This is a genomic window from Bacillus sp. OV166, assembly GCF_900177675.1.
Classification (GTDB): domain Bacteria; phylum Bacillota; class Bacilli; order Bacillales; family Cytobacillaceae; genus Neobacillus.
Window position 1 is genome coordinate 4,231,556 of the sequence record NZ_FXWM01000001.1, and the last position, 16,717, is coordinate 4,248,272.

At 37.1% G+C, this 16,717-nt stretch carries 16 protein-coding genes and 2 pseudogenes; 5 read left to right on the forward strand and 13 right to left on the reverse strand.

Features of this window, described 5'->3' with window-relative positions:
• Positions 1-168: 168 nt before the first annotated feature.
• The 5 genes and pseudogenes from CCK98_RS20730 to CCK98_RS20750 form a co-directional block, all read right to left on the reverse strand.
• Positions 169-1,392, reverse strand: coding sequence for an AraC family transcriptional regulator (locus CCK98_RS20730; protein ID WP_088088316.1), 1,224 nt, complete (start codon positions 1,390-1,392; stop codon positions 169-171).
• 398 nt (positions 1,393-1,790) lie between these two features.
• The gene (fsa, locus tag CCK98_RS20735) at positions 1,791-2,453 is read right to left on the reverse strand and encodes a fructose-6-phosphate aldolase (protein WP_088088317.1); all 663 of its coding nucleotides are present in this window, start codon (positions 2,451-2,453) and stop codon (positions 1,791-1,793) included.
• 39 nt (positions 2,454-2,492) lie between these two features.
• Positions 2,493-2,693, reverse strand: a pseudogene (locus tag CCK98_RS20740) (6-phosphogluconate dehydrogenase (decarboxylating)); the annotation flags it as partial.
• Positions 2,694-2,765: 72 nt separating this feature from the next.
• The gene (locus CCK98_RS20745) at positions 2,766-3,929 is read right to left on the reverse strand and encodes an iron-containing alcohol dehydrogenase (RefSeq protein ID WP_088088318.1); all 1,164 of its coding nucleotides are present in this window, start codon (positions 3,927-3,929) and stop codon (positions 2,766-2,768) included.
• 108 nt (positions 3,930-4,037) lie between these two features.
• Positions 4,038-4,607 carry a bifunctional 2-polyprenyl-6-hydroxyphenol methylase/3-demethylubiquinol 3-O-methyltransferase UbiG gene (locus CCK98_RS20750; RefSeq protein ID WP_088088319.1) on the reverse strand — a complete coding sequence of 190 codons (570 nt, stop codon included), beginning with the start codon at positions 4,605-4,607 and terminating at the stop codon, positions 4,038-4,040.
• Positions 4,608-4,838: 231 nt separating this feature from the next.
• On the opposite strand from CCK98_RS20750, the gene CCK98_RS20755 reads away from it, so the two are divergent.
• The 5 genes from CCK98_RS20755 to CCK98_RS20775 all read left to right on the forward strand — a co-directional run bounded on the left by CCK98_RS20755 (position 4,839) and on the right by CCK98_RS20775 (position 8,089).
• Positions 4,839-5,030 carry a hypothetical protein gene (locus CCK98_RS20755; protein WP_088088320.1) on the forward strand — a complete coding sequence of 64 codons (192 nt, stop codon included), beginning with the start codon at positions 4,839-4,841 and terminating at the stop codon, positions 5,028-5,030.
• Between the two features lie 128 nt (positions 5,031-5,158).
• A complete protein-coding gene (locus CCK98_RS20760) occupies positions 5,159-5,440 on the forward strand; it encodes a hypothetical protein (RefSeq protein WP_088088321.1) in 282 nt (93 codons plus the stop codon).
• Between the two features lie 182 nt (positions 5,441-5,622).
• Entirely contained in the window at positions 5,623-6,303 is a 681-nt protein-coding gene (locus tag CCK98_RS20765) for a zinc metallopeptidase (protein ID WP_088088322.1), read from the forward strand.
• A gap of 401 nt (positions 6,304-6,704) precedes the next feature.
• Complete coding sequence (locus CCK98_RS20770) at positions 6,705-7,484, forward strand: Cof-type HAD-IIB family hydrolase (RefSeq protein ID WP_088088323.1); 780 nt, start codon at positions 6,705-6,707, stop codon at positions 7,482-7,484.
• Positions 7,485-7,558: 74 nt separating this feature from the next.
• Positions 7,559-8,089: a GNAT family N-acetyltransferase gene (locus CCK98_RS20775; protein WP_088088324.1), complete on the forward strand. Its 531-nt coding sequence runs from the start codon at positions 7,559-7,561 to the stop codon at positions 8,087-8,089.
• Positions 8,090-8,309: 220 nt separating this feature from the next.
• On the opposite strand, the gene CCK98_RS20780 is transcribed toward CCK98_RS20775, so the two are convergent.
• The 8 genes and pseudogenes from CCK98_RS20780 to CCK98_RS20815 all read right to left on the reverse strand — a co-directional run bounded on the left by CCK98_RS20780 (position 8,310) and on the right by CCK98_RS20815 (position 16,715).
• Positions 8,310-9,092 (reverse strand): putative protein N(5)-glutamine methyltransferase, encoded by a 783-nt coding sequence (locus CCK98_RS20780; RefSeq protein WP_088090488.1) that lies wholly within the window; start codon positions 9,090-9,092, stop codon positions 8,310-8,312.
• A gap of 62 nt (positions 9,093-9,154) precedes the next feature.
• Positions 9,155-9,265, reverse strand: coding sequence for a DinB family protein (locus CCK98_RS20785; protein ID WP_088090489.1), 111 nt, complete (start codon positions 9,263-9,265; stop codon positions 9,155-9,157).
• 523 nt (positions 9,266-9,788) lie between these two features.
• Positions 9,789-10,648, reverse strand: a pseudogene (locus tag CCK98_RS20790) (transposase).
• A gap of 830 nt (positions 10,649-11,478) precedes the next feature.
• A complete protein-coding gene (gene menC, locus CCK98_RS20795) occupies positions 11,479-12,585 on the reverse strand; it encodes an o-succinylbenzoate synthase (RefSeq protein WP_088088325.1) in 1,107 nt (368 codons plus the stop codon).
• A complete protein-coding gene (locus CCK98_RS20800) occupies positions 12,582-13,439 on the reverse strand; it encodes a GNAT family N-acetyltransferase (protein ID WP_088088326.1) in 858 nt (285 codons plus the stop codon). The genes menC and CCK98_RS20800 overlap by 4 nt, the downstream gene beginning before the upstream one ends.
• The gene (locus tag CCK98_RS20805) at positions 13,436-14,578 is read right to left on the reverse strand and encodes a M20 peptidase aminoacylase family protein (protein WP_088088327.1); all 1,143 of its coding nucleotides are present in this window, start codon (positions 14,576-14,578) and stop codon (positions 13,436-13,438) included. Before CCK98_RS20805 ends, CCK98_RS20800 begins: the two co-directional genes overlap by 4 nt.
• 48 nt (positions 14,579-14,626) lie before the next feature.
• Entirely contained in the window at positions 14,627-15,628 is a 1,002-nt protein-coding gene (locus CCK98_RS20810) for a proline racemase family protein (protein ID WP_088088328.1), read from the reverse strand.
• A gap of 76 nt (positions 15,629-15,704) precedes the next feature.
• Complete coding sequence (locus tag CCK98_RS20815) at positions 15,705-16,715, reverse strand: dipeptidase (protein ID WP_088088329.1); 1,011 nt, start codon at positions 16,713-16,715, stop codon at positions 15,705-15,707.
• Positions 16,716-16,717: the final 2 nt, after the last annotated feature.

Below are 16,717 nucleotides of genomic sequence, written 5' to 3' on the forward strand. Positions count from 1 at the left end.
AAGTGATAGATTCATGTTAGCAATTTGAGTTCGTTTCCACATCCATTATTGTTAACTTTTATATAAAATTGCACACTATTTTAAAATATTTTTTATAAAAAAAATTTATTTAGTAATTTGAATCCAATTTATGAAATTAAAAAGATAACGTTAGAAGAGGCAATGATTTTAATTATGCTCCTTTTTTTCTAATGGTTTGCTCCCTTTATACTCTGTAGCTGTCATTCCATTTATTTCTTTAAATACTTTACAAAAATAATTATAGCTGCTAAAACCCACTTGAATACCAATATCTGTAATAGATAAATGACCCTGTTCCATAAGAAAAATTGCCTCTTCGATCCGCTTTTTATGAATATAATCAATGACACTTATATTCAATTCTTTTTTAAATTTCTTCGCAAGATATGCTCGATTAAATCCAATTTCAGCTGCTATAGATTGCACATTTATAGTTTCCTTGAAGTGGATATTTATATACATTAATGCTTTCCTTACAACTGAACTATATCCATTAACAGCAAAATTCTTAACCGCATCACAATATTCTTCAATCATACTGAAATTTATCGTATCTAAATCGGACATTGCTACCGCTGCCTCAATCTTAAGTGCGAATTTTTCCGAAATAGCATGTAAATATTGAGGTTCAACCCCTCCCTTAGCAGCAGCCAATCTATTCATAGTATTACTTGAAAAGCTAAGATTTTTTTTCGCCCGTAAAGGATTCCCTGGAACTCTATAGGAAAAATCACCTGTGAATTCAATCAAAGCTTTCATTGCATTTTCTTTATCCCCAGTTTCGATAAAATGTAAAAATTTCTTTTCTGCCTCATACCTTAGCTTAACTTCTAAACCATCTTGGCCATAATCCTGCGGCTGTACATCCGGTTGATTTTGCCCACTATGCTTTTTTGTCGTACTGAAATGGGAGTCAACTCGCGGATTCGCTAATAGATTCACTAACAAATCGCCAATTGCTATGTATGATTGTCCCAAATAGGGTAAGGATTTATAAAAATTCTCCAATGGTTTTACCCAATTATTTTCAAGATGATTTTCCCTCATCGCATTCCAGATAAAATGGTCAGTGACCCGCTCATTCAAGAAAGGCCCAACCAAAACCATTCCTTGAAACAGTTCTTCCTCGTTTATAGGCATCGCCATATACGATAGTTGGAATGAATCTGTATGAATACAAAAACTGTTTTTATTTGCCTTTTCTAAAGCTTTTTTAAGATCCAAATAGATTTTCTTTCGAGCTTCTGCAAAAATTAGGGGTTCACTATCATCAGATATGTGCAAAATCGTTTGAAATTGATGATCGACCGCTTGTACATCAATATTAAAGGCATTTTTAATTAGCCAACATTTACTTATCAGTTCATCCACTAATATCACCCTTCAGAATCCTTTAAAACTATGTAATAAAATCAAAGTAAGAATGTAATCCACTGAAAATCCAGCAAAATTTTAATACTATAAATTCATTGCTTGGACTAACTATCTCTCCGGAAATCACGAAACTATCTTGATTTCAGAGGATTTTCTTTTTGTTTTATTATAGAAGATTATGCAAAATTATCAAACTTGAACGATCTCTTAAGACTCTTGAGGCATGGGCAGATAAATGGTTATAGATTAAAGAACCTCTCCATAATTTTATTATGGAGAGGTTTTTTACTGTTGCTGAATGCTCTTGAATATTTTAAAAAAAACACCTTTATCATTTAACTAAGATAAAGGTGCTTAAATAACTCTATTTAGAAATACGTATTAATAATCTGTTTTTAAACAGTCGTTTTCCAGTCCGCAGCAAATTTTTCAATCCCTTGATCTGTTAATGGATGTTTTGATAATTGCTCAATTACCTTGAATGGAATCGTTGCAATATGCGCACCTGCCATTGCTACACGGGTTACATGATCTGGGTGACGAACAGATGCAGCAATGATTTGTGAATCCAAGTTTTGAATCTGGAACATCTTAGCAATTTTTGCGACTAATTCTACACCATCTTCGTTAATATCATCCAAACGGCCTAAGAATGGTGAAACATAAGTTGCACCTGCTCGTGCAGCGAGCAATGCTTGGTTCACACTAAAAATCAAGGTAACGTTGGTTTTTACACCTTTTTTCGTTAGATAACGGCAAGCCTCTAATCCATCTAACGTCATTGGAAGTTTAATGGTGATATTTTTATCGCCACCGTTAATTTTAATAAGTTCGTTTGCTTCCGCAATCATTTGATCAGCAGTTAAAGCATTAGGCGTTACCTCGGCAGATACAGACTCAACCTCAGGTACAGCATTAAGGATTTCAGCAATACGGTCTTCGAATTTTACTCCCTCTTTCGCCACTAAAGAAGGGTTGGTTGTTACTCCTGATAACACACCAATTTTATAGGCTTTTTTGATATCCTCTAGGTTTGCAGTATCGATAAAAAATTTCATAATCTTTTTCCTCCAATATTAATAAAATAAATACTTTTTTTAAATCTTTTCGACAGCATGTCCACCAAACTCATTTCTTAATGCTGCTACAACTTTACCTGTAAAGGTTTCATCCTCTAGAGAACGATAGCGCATTATTAATGACATTGCAATGACTGGTGTTGCTGTTTTTAGATCTAAATCTTCTTCTACTATCTATTTTCCTTCACCTGAGGAATGCATAATCCCTTTAATTTCTTCTTAATTTGGATATTTCAAAAAGCATTTTCAGTCAATTCCATCAGTCAGGAACGAATAATCGAGGGTTTTTTCTTATTTAGCCAAATGTAAAATCTGTATAACATCTTCTTCATGTAACTTAACAAAATTGCCTAGTGGTCCTCTTTCTGTTCCCTTTTTAGCCATTTCCTCCAAGTGCTCTTCACCAATACCAGCTTCTTTCAATGTTACTGGCATATCGATGGAGCTAAAGAATTGTTCTATTTTCTTGATTCCTGCTAAAGCGGTTTTTTCTAAATTGTTTAAGTCAATTTCTACATCCCAGACTCGATTAGCAAATTGAACAAATCTATTTACATCATGTTTATACACATGCTTCATCCAGGCTGGGAATACAATCGCCAAACCTGCTCCATGTGCAATATCATAAATGCCGCTGATCTCATGTTCAATATCGTGGCTTCCCCAATCACCAACTCTTCCTGTCCCTAACAAATCATTATGTGCAATTGTGCCTGACCACATAATCTCAGCTCTTGCATCGTAATTGGTTGGGTCCTCGATTACTGTATGTGCATTATTTATAATGGCTCGTAATGCCCCTTCACACAATCGATCTGTTAATTCTACATTCTTTTCATTGGTGAAATATCTTTCTAAAATATGCGCCATCATATCTGTGATCCCGCATGCTGTTTGATAAGATGGTAAGGTGTATGTAAGAACAGGATTTAGAATGGAAAACTTAGGACGCATGGTCGAATGACCTGTCGATCGCTTATACCATCCATCTTCGTTCGTAATAACCGTGCCCGAGCTAGATTCACTTCCCGCTGCAGGTATGGTTAACACAACTCCGATTGGCAGACAGTCTTGAACTGTAGATTTCCCTTCAAAGAAATCCCATACATCCCCATCATATTTCGCCCCAGCAGCGATCGCTTTGGCTGAATCAATTACACTTCCTCCACCTACAGCAAGAATAAAGTCAATGTTATGTTCCTTACAAAGGGCAACTCCTTCTCTAACAAGGCTGACTCGAGGGTTCGGCTTTACACCGCCCAATTCAAATATTTCTATGCCCTGTTCAAGCAATGACTGCAGAATCCTATCATATAGTCCGTCAGTCTTGATACTTCCTCCGCCATAATGCAAGAGAAGTTTTTTCCCATAAACAACGGCCTCTTGACCTACTAATTGCTCCTGATCTTTACCAAATATTAACTTTGTACTATTTTGAAAAACAAAATCTATCATGGTGATCCCTCCCACACAATATAGTAAACTTATAAGAGATTAAAAACAATCGATTTCATTCCTATTCTTATGGAAAGTTCCTCACACTTAGGGACTGTTCTAATGGTTTCAGACGATTTTTTGTTTCTGACAAAAAATCGTCTGTCGTCCCTCATGTTCATTTTCCTCATAAAAAAGAACTTTCCAATCACTAAACTCAGCCAATAATTCTCCAGGTTGCAGTTTATATTGATCGGATACTCCCTGACTCTCTTTTTTTGGAGACTTATAAAAGGTTTCCATAAAGAAATATCCATTGTCTTTAACGACTGATTTAACCAGCGGAAATAGTGATCGATCAAGATAATACGTGATGACAATCAAACTAAAAGAACTATTATTCAAATTAAGGTGGGTCATATCCGTCATATCGCACAAACGAGGAAAAATAGCAAGCTTTTGCTTTCCTGCTATTTCCTCGAGATAGTTGACAGCTACATCTGATATATCAATCGCTTGTACTTGAAAATTTAATCGTGCCAGAAACAGACTGTTTCCACCAAGCCCACATGCAAGATCGAGCGCAGACCCTCCGGTAAAATAAGGTGACAGGATTGCTAATCTCTCATTCGGCATTGGTGCTTCCAATTGATTTATACGTTCTTTATATTTGCGATTCCATTTATTTTTCAGATTCATTTGGAACTCCTTAACTGTGACTGGATAATAATTCGAGTTAGAGTGATCAATAAGTCAAAAGTGGATGGTCAAATTTTTTGTAAATTGGATGGTTATTTTCTATATCATAAACCTTAATATAAGAATCATACATTGAAACTTTAATGAAAAGTCCATAATTTTGGCAAACAAATATTTATTATTAAATAATTCAGTTTCTTTTGATTATTAATCTTAGTGAGGATGAAACATATGAAGTTTGGTATGACTCTTATTATTATCGTTTTAGTAGCTGCCCTGATTGGTACACTTGCACTAACAGGAAAACCTGATGAGGACTATAAAGGTTCAACAAAACAAAACACAGTACGGTTGACGGCTATTTATGTGATTGTCATCTTAGGTGCAATCGGAGGATTGGCTTGGTATATTACGCTGAACTAAACATTTATGAGTATTCCCATAGCTGAAGCTAGGGGTTTTTCTCTGCTTTTTGATAACTTTTCCTATAATAGTGATTAATAAATCTATGCCATTTGCACATATTAACTAAAAAAAAGGTGTGATTGCCGATGGATTTTCCCACTATTAAAACGAATTTTTGGGATGCAATATTTGCGATTCCAATCATTATACTGTTAACTCAACTAATTAAGGTTTTTTTCAAAATACCGAAATGGTTTGTACCGACGATTGCACTTATTTTTGGGCTGGGAATCTCAATTTTTATTAGTCACAAGCACAACACCCTTGGCGGAATATTTATGGGTTGGTTTTATGGATATGCAGCGATCGGAACATACGCTTCATTAAAAACAAATATTATTGCTTTCAGAAATAAACAAAGGAAATAGTATAAATCGCTTATCTCTCCATAAAAAAAGCACTTTAGTCTTCTTTCACTTCAATTATTATCTTTCTCCATATCTCATGACATCTTTAGGCCTTAATGAAACAAGCACATTAATACTAAAAAAGTGCACTATAAAGTATAATATTGTATGTAAATTAGACATCTAAAGAAGGAGCATCTTTCATGGGTTTTATTGTTTATTTTGTTCTAATTATGATCATTCCACTATTAGTGCAAATGTACTTAAGAAATACCTATTCTAAATTTTTAAAAGTAGGAGCTTCCTCGGGTTTAACTGGAGCCCAGGCGGCTAGAAGAATCTTGGATCAAAATGGTTTGTATGATGTGTCGGTCGAACAAGTGTCTGGTCATTTATCCGATCACTATGATCCAAAAAGTAGAAGTGTTAGACTTTCCTCCACTAATTACAATGGTACTTCGATTGCATCGATTTCCGTTGCGATTCACGAGGTGGGTCACTGTTTACAGCAAAGGGACCGATATGTACCTTTACGCGTGAGACATGCATTAGTGCCTGTGGCTAATATCGGCTCTAATTTTTCGTTTATCTTAATTTTAATAGGGTTACTTCTTTCTTCAGCCAACCTTTTATTACTAGGAATCATAGCAATGGCTGCGGCCGTGTTATTTCAAGTTGTTACATTACCTGTGGAATTCAATGCAAGTTCAAGAGCACTGAATGTAATGATTGGTTCTGGTTTGATTAGAAATGAAGAAGAGTATCGGGCGAGGAAAGTACTAAATGCTGCGGCATTAACATATGTGGCTGCGACTGTAGTAGCTGTAGCTGAATTACTTCGTTTTGTTCTAATGTTTACAGGAATGCGGAATGATGAGGACTAATAAGATAATTGATGTTGTGGATAGTCCTAGTAAATTTTAATCAAGCTTATAGTATCACTTGTCCGATCTCTTGCATACGATATATTAAGACGAAAGGAAGCACCTTTCGTCACCTTAGATTGACTATTTTTAGTCAGTCTTTTTTTAGGTCTACCATCCCAAAACAATAAATGATTTTTTTCTAAGCCTAATAAGAGTTAGTTTACATAATATTATTACAGAAATAATGAATTGAATAATTCTAGCCAAAACAATTTCCATCTATATATACCCATCTGATCAAATTACCTATTGCATTTTAAAATATATAAGCGTTGCTTTTATAGGTTTTTTATTCAATATGTTATACTTTGCAGTATACCTGCGTAACAAAGCAAGATTGCATTGTAGGAGTGTGTTATATGAATTACAAGGTTGTCATCCTAGATATTGACGGAACGATCGTCCCGCATGGAAAAACGCTAAGTCCTGCCACAAAGGATGCGATTCAGCGGTTACGAGAGAAAAAAATAAACGTGGTTATAGCAACGGGGAGAGCTCCCTATTTTTCAGAGTCCATCCTTTCGGAAACTGGGGTCGACTCGATGGTCTTTTTTAATGGATCGTATGCCTATCATGAAGGAAAAGAAATATACAAGAATGCGATTGAAAAACATGTTTTAGAAAGAGTACATCTTTTGTCCAATGATTATAAACATCCACTGACTTTTTTGGGAGGTACGAGCTTTAAAACTACCGATCTAAGCCATCCATTCGTCGTGGAAGCGTACCAACATGATCCGTGGAAGCCCGAACTTGCCCCGCCTCAATTTTGGACCGAACAGGATATTTATCAAATGTTCCTTCATTGCGACGTGGAGGAAGAAGCTTCTTATCAAACAAAGATTCCGGAATTAGATTTCAGAAGATGGAGTTCAGGAGCAAGAACCTGTGACGTGAATTTGTCCAATTCCAATAAAGCAGTTGGTTTGACTAAATTGTTGGAAAGGTTCGGCATTGCACCTGATGAAGCTGTTGCCTTTGGAGATGGTTTAAATGATATGGAAATGCTGTCATTGGTCGGAATGGGAGTAGCCATGGGAAATGCTCGTGATGAATTGAAACAAGTAGCCGATATGGTCACACTCTCCGCCGAAGAAGACGGAGTTCGCTACGGATTAAAGCGCCTCGGTTTAATTTAATCGTCGCGCCCTTTTATTTCCAAGTAGACCTTAGAAGAAATACATACGGCTAATAGGGACCAAGGAGTGAAAAAATGAATTTGGCCTATGAAGTGATCCCCGAAGAAAAAATTGAGTATTGTAGAGATTTATGTAATGAACTCATGGCCTTTCAAAAATCAAAAGCATACATAACACCGGAATTGTTTGACAGCATGAATTTTGACACACGAATGATTCCTTCTATAAAAAGCGCCTTACACAATTACATTGTGGTAGTGAAAGATGATGAGAAAATCGTCGGTTATGTCTATTCCAATATTTCTCCCAAAGAGGCTTATTCAAATGACTTTGCCACTTTTTTTGACCTTTCTTCTGTTTATAGAAATAATGTTGGATGTTTATCGCAATTTTATATTAAAGATGAGTACCGACAATTAGGGGTTGGTTCTAAACTTTTCAATATGTCTATGGAATGGTTGAAACATTTTGATGATATCGAAGATTATTTTATCTTTGTCTCAAATGGCAATGCTGACGCCTTAGAATTCTATAAACGTAAAGGATTTTCTGTTAGTCATGAGATTTTGGATGGTTTTATTACTGTTTTACGAAGTAAAGAATAATAATGAAACTTCCCTATTTAGGAAGATTCTCTGTAACGTATTTTGCATCAAATTTTGTATTTAAAAAATGGCTCAGTTCACTGTTCTGAGCCATTCCTTATTTTAATCTTTTAAAGCTTAATGAACTAAAGCACTTGCACTCTTATGTTGAAGAGGATTTTTCATTGTGTATCGTACCAAGTAATGATCATATTAGGTTAAGTCTAGTTGTCTATTTACTTTAGAGGCTAGGTTTAGTACCGATGATCACCGTGGCGTCCAATTCATCATTTCTGGCTACTTTAGGGATAAGCCCCATACTAGAAAAAATTTCAAAGGTTTGGTATGCTTGCTGTTCGCTCGTTTCTAACAAAAGGTGCCCTCCCGGAGCTAACCAGAGAGGTGCCTCTTTCGCTACCATACGCTGTAGGTCAAGTCCGTCCTTCCCTCCGTCAAGGGCCAGTTTTGGTTCATACAGGAGAGCCTCCCGGGGAAGCAGCTTGATCGCCTCGGTAGGTACGTAAGGAGCATTAGCAACTACGATGTTCACACGGCCTTGAAGGGAGTGGGGTAGGGCTGTAAACAAGTCCCCTTGAAAAACGTGGCCACCAAAAGCTGTTATGTTGCCGCCAGCACAGCTTACTGCAGCGGGGTCGAGGTCAACAGAGTACAAGGCTACCCGTCCTAAAATTGCTGCAAGAGCTGCTCCTACAGCTCCTGACCCGCAACACATATCAACAACGATATCCCCTAAACAAGTTAGGGTTTCTGCCTGACGGACAAGAAACTCTGTTCGTTTGCGAGGCACGAAGACCTCAGAGTCTATCTTTATCCTCAGACCACAGAACTCTGTGTACCCAATGACGTGTTCAAGAGGTATCCCCTCGGTTCGCATTTCGACCATTTTCATAAGGTCATCCAATGTCGGTGCTTCAGATATAAGTAGCAGTGCCTCTTCTTCTGCAAAAACACTACCAGAAGTCCGAAGCTTATGGATGATAATTTCTTCAGTTTGGTCATCCATATAAAATTTAATTTGCTTTACTATTGATACCACCCAATCTTTCCTTATAAGTTGGCTTTTATTTATTCCTTTAAATTCGCAAGAATCTGGAAAATCTGTCCTCTATGATGTGATTCGTGTTCAATGAGATGGTAGATAATCCACTCAGTTGTTACATCGTATTGATTAAGAATCCTCGGTTTACATTTTTCTCCTTTCTTTTAATTCATATATTCTCTGTGAAAGTTAATGTTCCTTCTTAAACTCCCTCAGTTTAATACGATTTTCTCGCGAATACTCGCTTATTCGTAGGATTTCATAACCCTTGATATGGATTTAACGATTAAATGAAATGAGTTCAGATCATTATGGCTCCGTGAAGGCATAGTTAAATAAAGGAGTGAAATCCAACTCCACATTTTACCATATGATGTACATTCTCCACGCCGCCCCTGGAGGCTTTCCCTCCCATGTCTCAACGGGTCATTTGCCCTATCATTCCTTCGTCATGCCTATCCAAGGGGTGGAGGCCAGTTATGCTAACCTGATGGGTCAGTGCCCTTTTGTTGAATAAATCTGGTACTCCGTACATATTTGAAATCCTACGAATAAGCCAACATTCGTTAAGTGTAAAGCTAACAATCACTATTTATGATAATTTATTGGAGTTTACCCTTTCGGGGAAACTCGTAAGTGTTTTTAAGAATCTATAAGTTCTTATGCTGCTAAGGTAGTTAAAGGTTGTAATTTTTCTGGGCAATAGGATTCATTTCGTTTGGCTATTCCTACAAATACCCGAGCCAGTTTACCAACCAATTTGATAATTGATTTCATCTTCTTGATTTTTTTCACCTTAACATTAGTGGTGTGTATCGCTTTAAACTCAGGGTTGTTCATGACAAGGCTCATCGTCGCTAAGTAGAGGAAACGCCGCAGTCTAGACCTTCCACGTTTAGAAATGACAATTTGACCTTTCCACTTTCCCGAGCTTGCTTCAGCTAGGTGCAATCCTGCATGACGACGTAGTAAAGAATTACCGTGGGCAAAGCCACTTAAATCTCCAGCTTCCCCTAATATACTTGCCAATGAAATCTCACTAATTCCTTTAATGGTAAGCAATTGATTGGCATAAGGAATTTGTTTAAGTACTTCTGCGACTTGTTTTCAACTCTTTCGAGTTGTGTTGTTGCGAGGTCATATTCCTCTAGTAATTGTTGTAGATGAAAATTATAATCATCAAGTGCCTTTTTACATGGTACGGATTTACTGTTACTACCTCAATATTCTTTTCGAAAAGCCATTTTGATAGATTAATCCAGTAAATGTCCCGTAGGTTCCATGCCGAATATAGTTGTATCTAAGTTATTTGTCCTTTTTAGCTTGTTAATCCAGTGCAATAAAATAGTAAATCCATCTTCGTTATTTTCAAATGTAAGAGGATCTCCGACTACAATTCCACGGAAATTTACAGCTCGAGCCACATGTAATTGTTGAGCAATGTCCACACCAACAACAAGGTGTTTATCGGAAATTCTTTCTATTAGTTGATTTTGCTTGTCTTGCATTTTAAACTTCATAGTAAGGGTTCCTTCTAAGGTTTTGAGTTAGAGTGGTGTCTATACTCATATCTTACTGAGGGGCTCTATTTTTTTCAAAGTTCAAATTTAACCATCTACAGGAATGCTAACCTGCTTCGTTGAAGTTGGACAAGGATATTAACTTAAAAAGATAAAAAGACACTCGTTAATGAGTACCTTCCTTCTCGAATTTCGTCCGCTCTGGGTTCCGTTGTGTATCCGCTCGTTTGAATGCCTCCCCTCGCTTCAAGGCTTTTGAATAGCTCCGTATCTTGCTTTATTAATTGCAAAGACTTCTGATTCTGTCAAAATGTGTAGCTTTGGTGAGTGGGATTTCAAAGTATTTCATGGTGTACGCCTCATTCGTAGTTTGTCCTTTGAAAAAGGCGGTACGGTTGTCGGTGCGGTACACTTTCGACTGAGAACGCAGTCTATCATAATCTAGTTCCTATTCTTGTAGTAGGAATTGATTTGCCAATTTCTTATCTATTTATTAAGGTTGAATTTCTTCAAGCGTCAATCAGTATCTCAATCAGAATCTCATCCAGAAACACTTCCTCTACTCTGGTCTATTAACTGATTAATACGGTTCATATAGCCCTCTGCTTTTTCTCGGTATCGCTGTTGTAGTTCATCCGAACTTATATCAAATCCATCTAGTTTGCATTTTAAGCGGAATAGCTGCCTTACACATATCCAGCAATATAATCACTTTCTATAATCTGTGTCTCACCATTTACATTATTAAACTCAACTTGAAATCTTGTGTTGCTGATAAATTAATCAAAATGCTATGACTTTACTTGAAAGGCAGCAATAACCAAGGTTCTTTAGAAATAAGATTTTTCACTGACGGAAAGTTGTTGTATAATTTCTCGATTAGGTTCATAACCAATTCCTGGTTTCTCTGGAACGGTGATTATTCCATTTTCAACCACTACTACAGGGTCAATAATGTCTTTCTCCCAATAACGAGAAGAAGCAGCTGTGTCTCCAGGTAGTATGAAATTGGACAAGGTTGTTAACGCAATATTATGTGCCCTTCCTACACCCGATTCCAGCATTCCCCCACACCAAACTGGGATATCATGTTTTTGGCATAAATCGTGTATTCGCTTTGACTCTGTTAAACCCCCGACCCGTCCGATTTTGATATTAATAATTTTACAGCTTCCGAGTTCAATTGCTTTTCGGGCATCTTCATAGGAATGGATGCTTTCATCGAGGCAGACGGGTGTGCTCAGCTCTTTTTGTAGTTGAGCGTGGTCAACAATATCATCAGAGGATAACGGCTGTTCGATCATCGTGAGATTAAACTCATCAAGTGCTTTTAATCGGTCGATATCATTTAAATGGTAAGCTGAATTGGCATCAGCCATTAATGGCACATTCGGAAAATGTTTCCGAACCTCCCTTAAAACCTCGACATCCCAACCTGGTTTAATTTTTACTTTTATCCTCTTGTATCCTTCATTTACATGTTCCTCAATTAATTGAACTAAATCGAGAACAGTATCTTGAATCCCAATACTAATGCCGACATCAATTTCCTTTTTTTCACCACCCAGTGCCACAGCGAGTGGAATCCCTTTTTGCTTAGCGAATAAATCCCACACGGCCCCTTCAATTGTTGATTTTGCCATATTGTTTTTTCGAATTCCTGAGAGAATTTCAGAAACCTCATCAGGGTGCTCTATATCTGTATTCAAAAGTTTTGGGATCATAAAATCCTCTAACATATGCCAGTTAGTTTTTACTGTCTCTTCATTATACCAAGGAGAATGAAATGCTACTGATTCCCCCCAGCCGCTCTCACCATTTTCATCCTTTGCTTCTAGTAAAATAAATTCTTTATCTTCAAACGTTCCGAAACTAGTTGAAAACGGAAATTTCATCTTCATTCTTACATGTCGTAATTTTACCTCTCGTAATCTCATTCTGTTGTCACTCCTTTATCATGAAGTAAATTTTGTAAGGATCGTTTTGGGACAAATACATAAAAATGAACTGATTGATTATTATTTTTTATAAGGGAAACAACTGCGTATCCCTTATAAAATAAGGTATGGAAGATCTTTCGCGTTTTAAATCGCCAATCCATTGCAAGCTCCTTATTTGTGTTTTTTACATACTGAAAATTGGCTGGCACTGGCAATAAGATTGGATTATCACTAGACGAAATGCTTGGTAAGTCTTCCTCAATATTCTTTAATTTTGGGAGTTTCCCTTCAATTGTTTCCCATTTAAAGATCAACTCAGCCTGTTCTTGGTTAATAGGATAGGGTTTTGAAATATAAGGACTATTGGTCCACCATTCCACTTTAAGACGATCCGATGGAATACCTTTATTTAAATTGTCTTCCATATCACCATAGCAATTATCAACATATGTTGAGCTTATTGCATGTAATTTTGATAGATTAAGATAAGCATTTCGTGTTTCAAGTGGATCATACGTCCACATGATCAGTTCGTAACCCATTTCTCGAGCTAATTCTTTCTGTTTTTCTTTTAAGATAGCACCTATGCCTTTCATTTGGTGACTCGGATGGACCCCAAGCATATGTGAACACAAATAACTTTTCCCGTTATTAAAACCCGCAAAACTATAACTGAATCCTACTAAATCTTCATTAATAAAAGCACCTAATAAAAGGCCGCCATTTTGAGAAGCAGTGATCGTTTGATGGAGGGGAAGCGGTTGCATCTTCCATACTTCTTCTTCCAGTTTTTGAACCAGCGTTAGATCATGAACAGTATTTAGCATTCGTGTTTTAATTTCAAAACTCATGATAACTCCCCTTTTTCAAAAGCCTCAAGTGTATTTATTATGGTTCTTGCAAGGATTTCAATTCCAGAGTAAAGGGAACTATGATTAAATGTCATTTTAGGATGGTGAAGCCCGGGCTGTAAATCGCACCCTAATCCTAGCATGGTCGCTTTTATGTGGGGATTTTTCAATGTGTAAAAATGAAAATCCTCTCCACCCGGAGTAATAATCGGATCTTTTAACCGCTTTTCACCTAAAGAATCAATAATGGCTTTCTTCATAAAATGTTTAGCCTGTTCATTAACTTGTGCAGCTGCTACGTTCGCTTTTGTCTCTAGTGTTATCGTAACACCGTGCAGATTTGCGACTGATTCCGCGATTTCATTGATCTTTTCTATAAGTTCTTTCATGACTTCGTTTGTTTGTGCCCGCAGGTCGATGTTAAAGTTCGCATTTCCGGGAATAATGTTCCCAGAATCACTACCAGCGTGGAACTTTGTCATTTTAGCGGTATATGGAATCATCGGATCCAAATGGATGCCTTTTATGGCTTGAATGAAAGATGAACCCACTTCGATAGCATTCTGGCCAAGATGAGGACGTGCGCCATGTGCATCCACACCAATAATTTTCCCATCCAAAAATGCTGCTGCACCATGATAAAGGGCAGGCACTGCATACCCGTCCGCTAGTTCCTCAATTGGTCTCAGATGGACACCATACAAAAAATCCACATCATTTACAATCTTGTTTTCTATCAACTTTAATGCCCCGGTTCCCTTTTCTTCCGCCGGTTGAAAAATGAATTTCAGTTTTCCTTTATAGGAGGTATTTAGTTTTTGCAGAAGGAGCATGGTTCCCATCACCATCGTCATATGTGCATCATGCCCACAAGAATGGTTTGCTTGAAATTGACCATCTACTTCTTGCCAGAGTGCATCCATATCAGTACGAAGGGCAACGCAAAAATCCCCGGTTCCCACCTCCACAACGAGACCTGGACAATCATCAAACGTTTGGACCGTGAAACCCCGTTCCTCTAAAAAGTTTTGAATGTAGGCAGTTGTCTTGTACTCCTGCCAACTTATCTCCGGGTTTTGATGTAAATAATCAAAAACGGAATCAATCGTAGGTTTCAGCTCCATGATAATTCCTTTCAATATTCTTTCCTCCGTTTGGTTTCACTTTATTAATTAGCTTGATTTTCCTTACCCTAATAAAAATCCTTCATAATATGGGTCTTCACTTTCAATAATGAATTGATGCATGCCAGTAATCCATGCAGATCCAGTAATCTGTGGAATAATGGCTTGATAATCGCCTACTTGGCTAACCGCAATAACTCTTCCTGCAAACTTAGAATCAATAATACTCTCATGTACGAAATGTTCATGTATTTTTAACTTTCCTTGCGAATATAGTAACGCCATTTTTGCACAGGTACCTGTGCCACAAGGGGATCGATCAATTTGCCCATTTCCAAATATAACAGTATTCCTATAATCAACATGTTCATTATCCGATATCAAACTAAACTCAATTAAATCAATCGAGTTGATTTCTGGAATCAATGGATGCTGAAATTTCAACTGTTCATTTGCGGCCTTTTTAATTTTATTCCCAAGAGTAATTAATTGCTGCTGTTCTTCACTTACTAGCTTTAAACCAAACTGTTCAGCCTTAACGATGCCAAATATGCTGCCACCAAAGGCCACGTCAAGCAACACATTACCAACACCTTCAACAAATACATTCACTTTCTCTTCAAAAACAAATGCCGGTACATTTGTAAACGTTACTCTATCCACCTTTTTGTTCAAGAACTCAACGCTACATTCAACAATTCCTGCCGGTGTATCTATCTTTATATTCTTTTTGTGTTCAATCATTCCAATATTTAAGGCTGTTGTGATTGTTCCAATAGTTCCATGACCACACATATTTAAGTATCCATTACCATCCATGAAAATAACGCCAATATCGCAATTTTCCGAACAAGGATCTGTAATGATAGCGCCAAACATGTCTTTATGACCACGTGGCTCCGACATTAATAATTTTCTCATCCAGTCTAATTTACTTTGCAAATACAGCTTTTTTTCCATCATCGTTGAACCTAGTATTCTAGGTGCGCCCCCGGTAATGATTCGAGTTGGCTGCCCCATCGTATGAGAATCAATGGTATGAATATATTGTGAAAAATTTATCATGTCTTATCCCCCTTTAATACATATTGTTGTTTTTTTACTGAAATTTTACGAATCTCTTTTTAAGAAAAACATATGCTCATGGTTTCCACACTTCTTTATAAACACGAAGGAAGTTTTCACCTAATATCAAAAGGACTTCCTCCTCTGAGTACCCTCTATTTATTAATGCCTCTGTTAATTTAGAGAACTTTGATGGGTTTTCTATCCCTTTTGGATATCTCCATGGCGGCGGAGGGTAACAATCTGCCTTCCATTTTCCTGTATGAATTAAATCTGTATATAACTTTTTCGATTCATCAAGAGCAGCAATCCCATCCATTCCTTCCCAATAATCCATCCCAATCCCTATATGTCTGATCCCAACAAGATTTCTAATGTATTCGATATGGTCGATCAAATCCTCAACCGTTGCTTTATTTTTTGTTGATACGAAAGCTGGATAACCAACAACCCCGATGACACCATCTTTTTCGGCTACTGCTTTTATTTGATCATCCTTAAGATTTCTAGGTGATGGACACAAGTTAAACACGTTTGAATGACTAAATATGACAGGTTTCTCAGATATCTTAATAGCGTCCATGGTTGTTTGATAACCTGTGTTGGTTAAGTCTACCAATATTCCTACACGATTCATTTCTCTGATTACGTTTATACCGAATTCACTTAATCCACTATTAGTTCGCTCTGTGCAACCGTCACCAATAAAATTCTTTACGTTATAACAGATTTGGATAACCCTTACGCCTAACCGGTGATAAACAGACAAAAGGTCCAAATCGTTTTCAATAGGCAGAGAGTTTTGGAAGTGAAAAATGATTCCTAATTTATTTTCTCGTTGAGCCCTATAAATATCTTCTACGCATGTTACAAGTAACAAGTCATCACTTGCTTCGATTTTCTTTAACCATGTGGCAATGAGACTAACTGTTTCTCGACAATTTTGATCGACTGCCACAGTGGGAGCCATTACTGTAACCCCTCCGTCGATCCACAATTTATAGTAGTTTTCCAATGATCCTAATGGACATGTCGCGTCAATTATGATTGCTTTTTTGTGAAGTTGTAAACTCTCAGTTCTATTCAAAT

Bases quoted from the DNA above. Each gene is read 5' to 3' on its own strand.
- CCK98_RS20810 (WP_088088328.1), bottom strand. From the start codon at position 15,628: ATGATAAATTTTTCACAATATATTCATACCATTGATTCTCATACGATG.
- CCK98_RS20760 (WP_088088321.1), top strand. From the start codon at position 5,159: ATGGATTTTCCCACTATTAAAACGAATTTTTGGGATGCAATATTTGCG.
- CCK98_RS20800 (WP_088088326.1), bottom strand. From the start codon at position 13,439: ATGAGTTTTGAAATTAAAACACGAATGCTAAATACTGTTCATGATCTA.
- CCK98_RS20750 (WP_088088319.1), bottom strand. From the start codon at position 4,607: ATGAATCTGAAAAATAAATGGAATCGCAAATATAAAGAACGTATAAAT.
- fsa (WP_088088317.1), bottom strand. From the start codon at position 2,453: ATGAAATTTTTTATCGATACTGCAAACCTAGAGGATATCAAAAAAGCC.
- CCK98_RS20780 (WP_088090488.1), bottom strand. From the start codon at position 9,092: ATGGATGACCAAACTGAAGAAATTATCATCCATAAGCTTCGGACTTCT.
- CCK98_RS20745 (WP_088088318.1), bottom strand. From the start codon at position 3,929: ATGATAGATTTTGTTTTTCAAAATAGTACAAAGTTAATATTTGGTAAA.
- CCK98_RS20765 (WP_088088322.1), top strand. From the start codon at position 5,623: ATGGGTTTTATTGTTTATTTTGTTCTAATTATGATCATTCCACTATTA.
- menC (WP_088088325.1), bottom strand. From the start codon at position 12,585: ATGAGATTACGAGAGGTAAAATTACGACATGTAAGAATGAAGATGAAA.
- CCK98_RS20770 (WP_088088323.1), top strand. From the start codon at position 6,705: ATGAATTACAAGGTTGTCATCCTAGATATTGACGGAACGATCGTCCCG.
- CCK98_RS20755 (WP_088088320.1), top strand. From the start codon at position 4,839: ATGAAGTTTGGTATGACTCTTATTATTATCGTTTTAGTAGCTGCCCTG.
- CCK98_RS20775 (WP_088088324.1), top strand. From the start codon at position 7,559: ATGAATTTGGCCTATGAAGTGATCCCCGAAGAAAAAATTGAGTATTGT.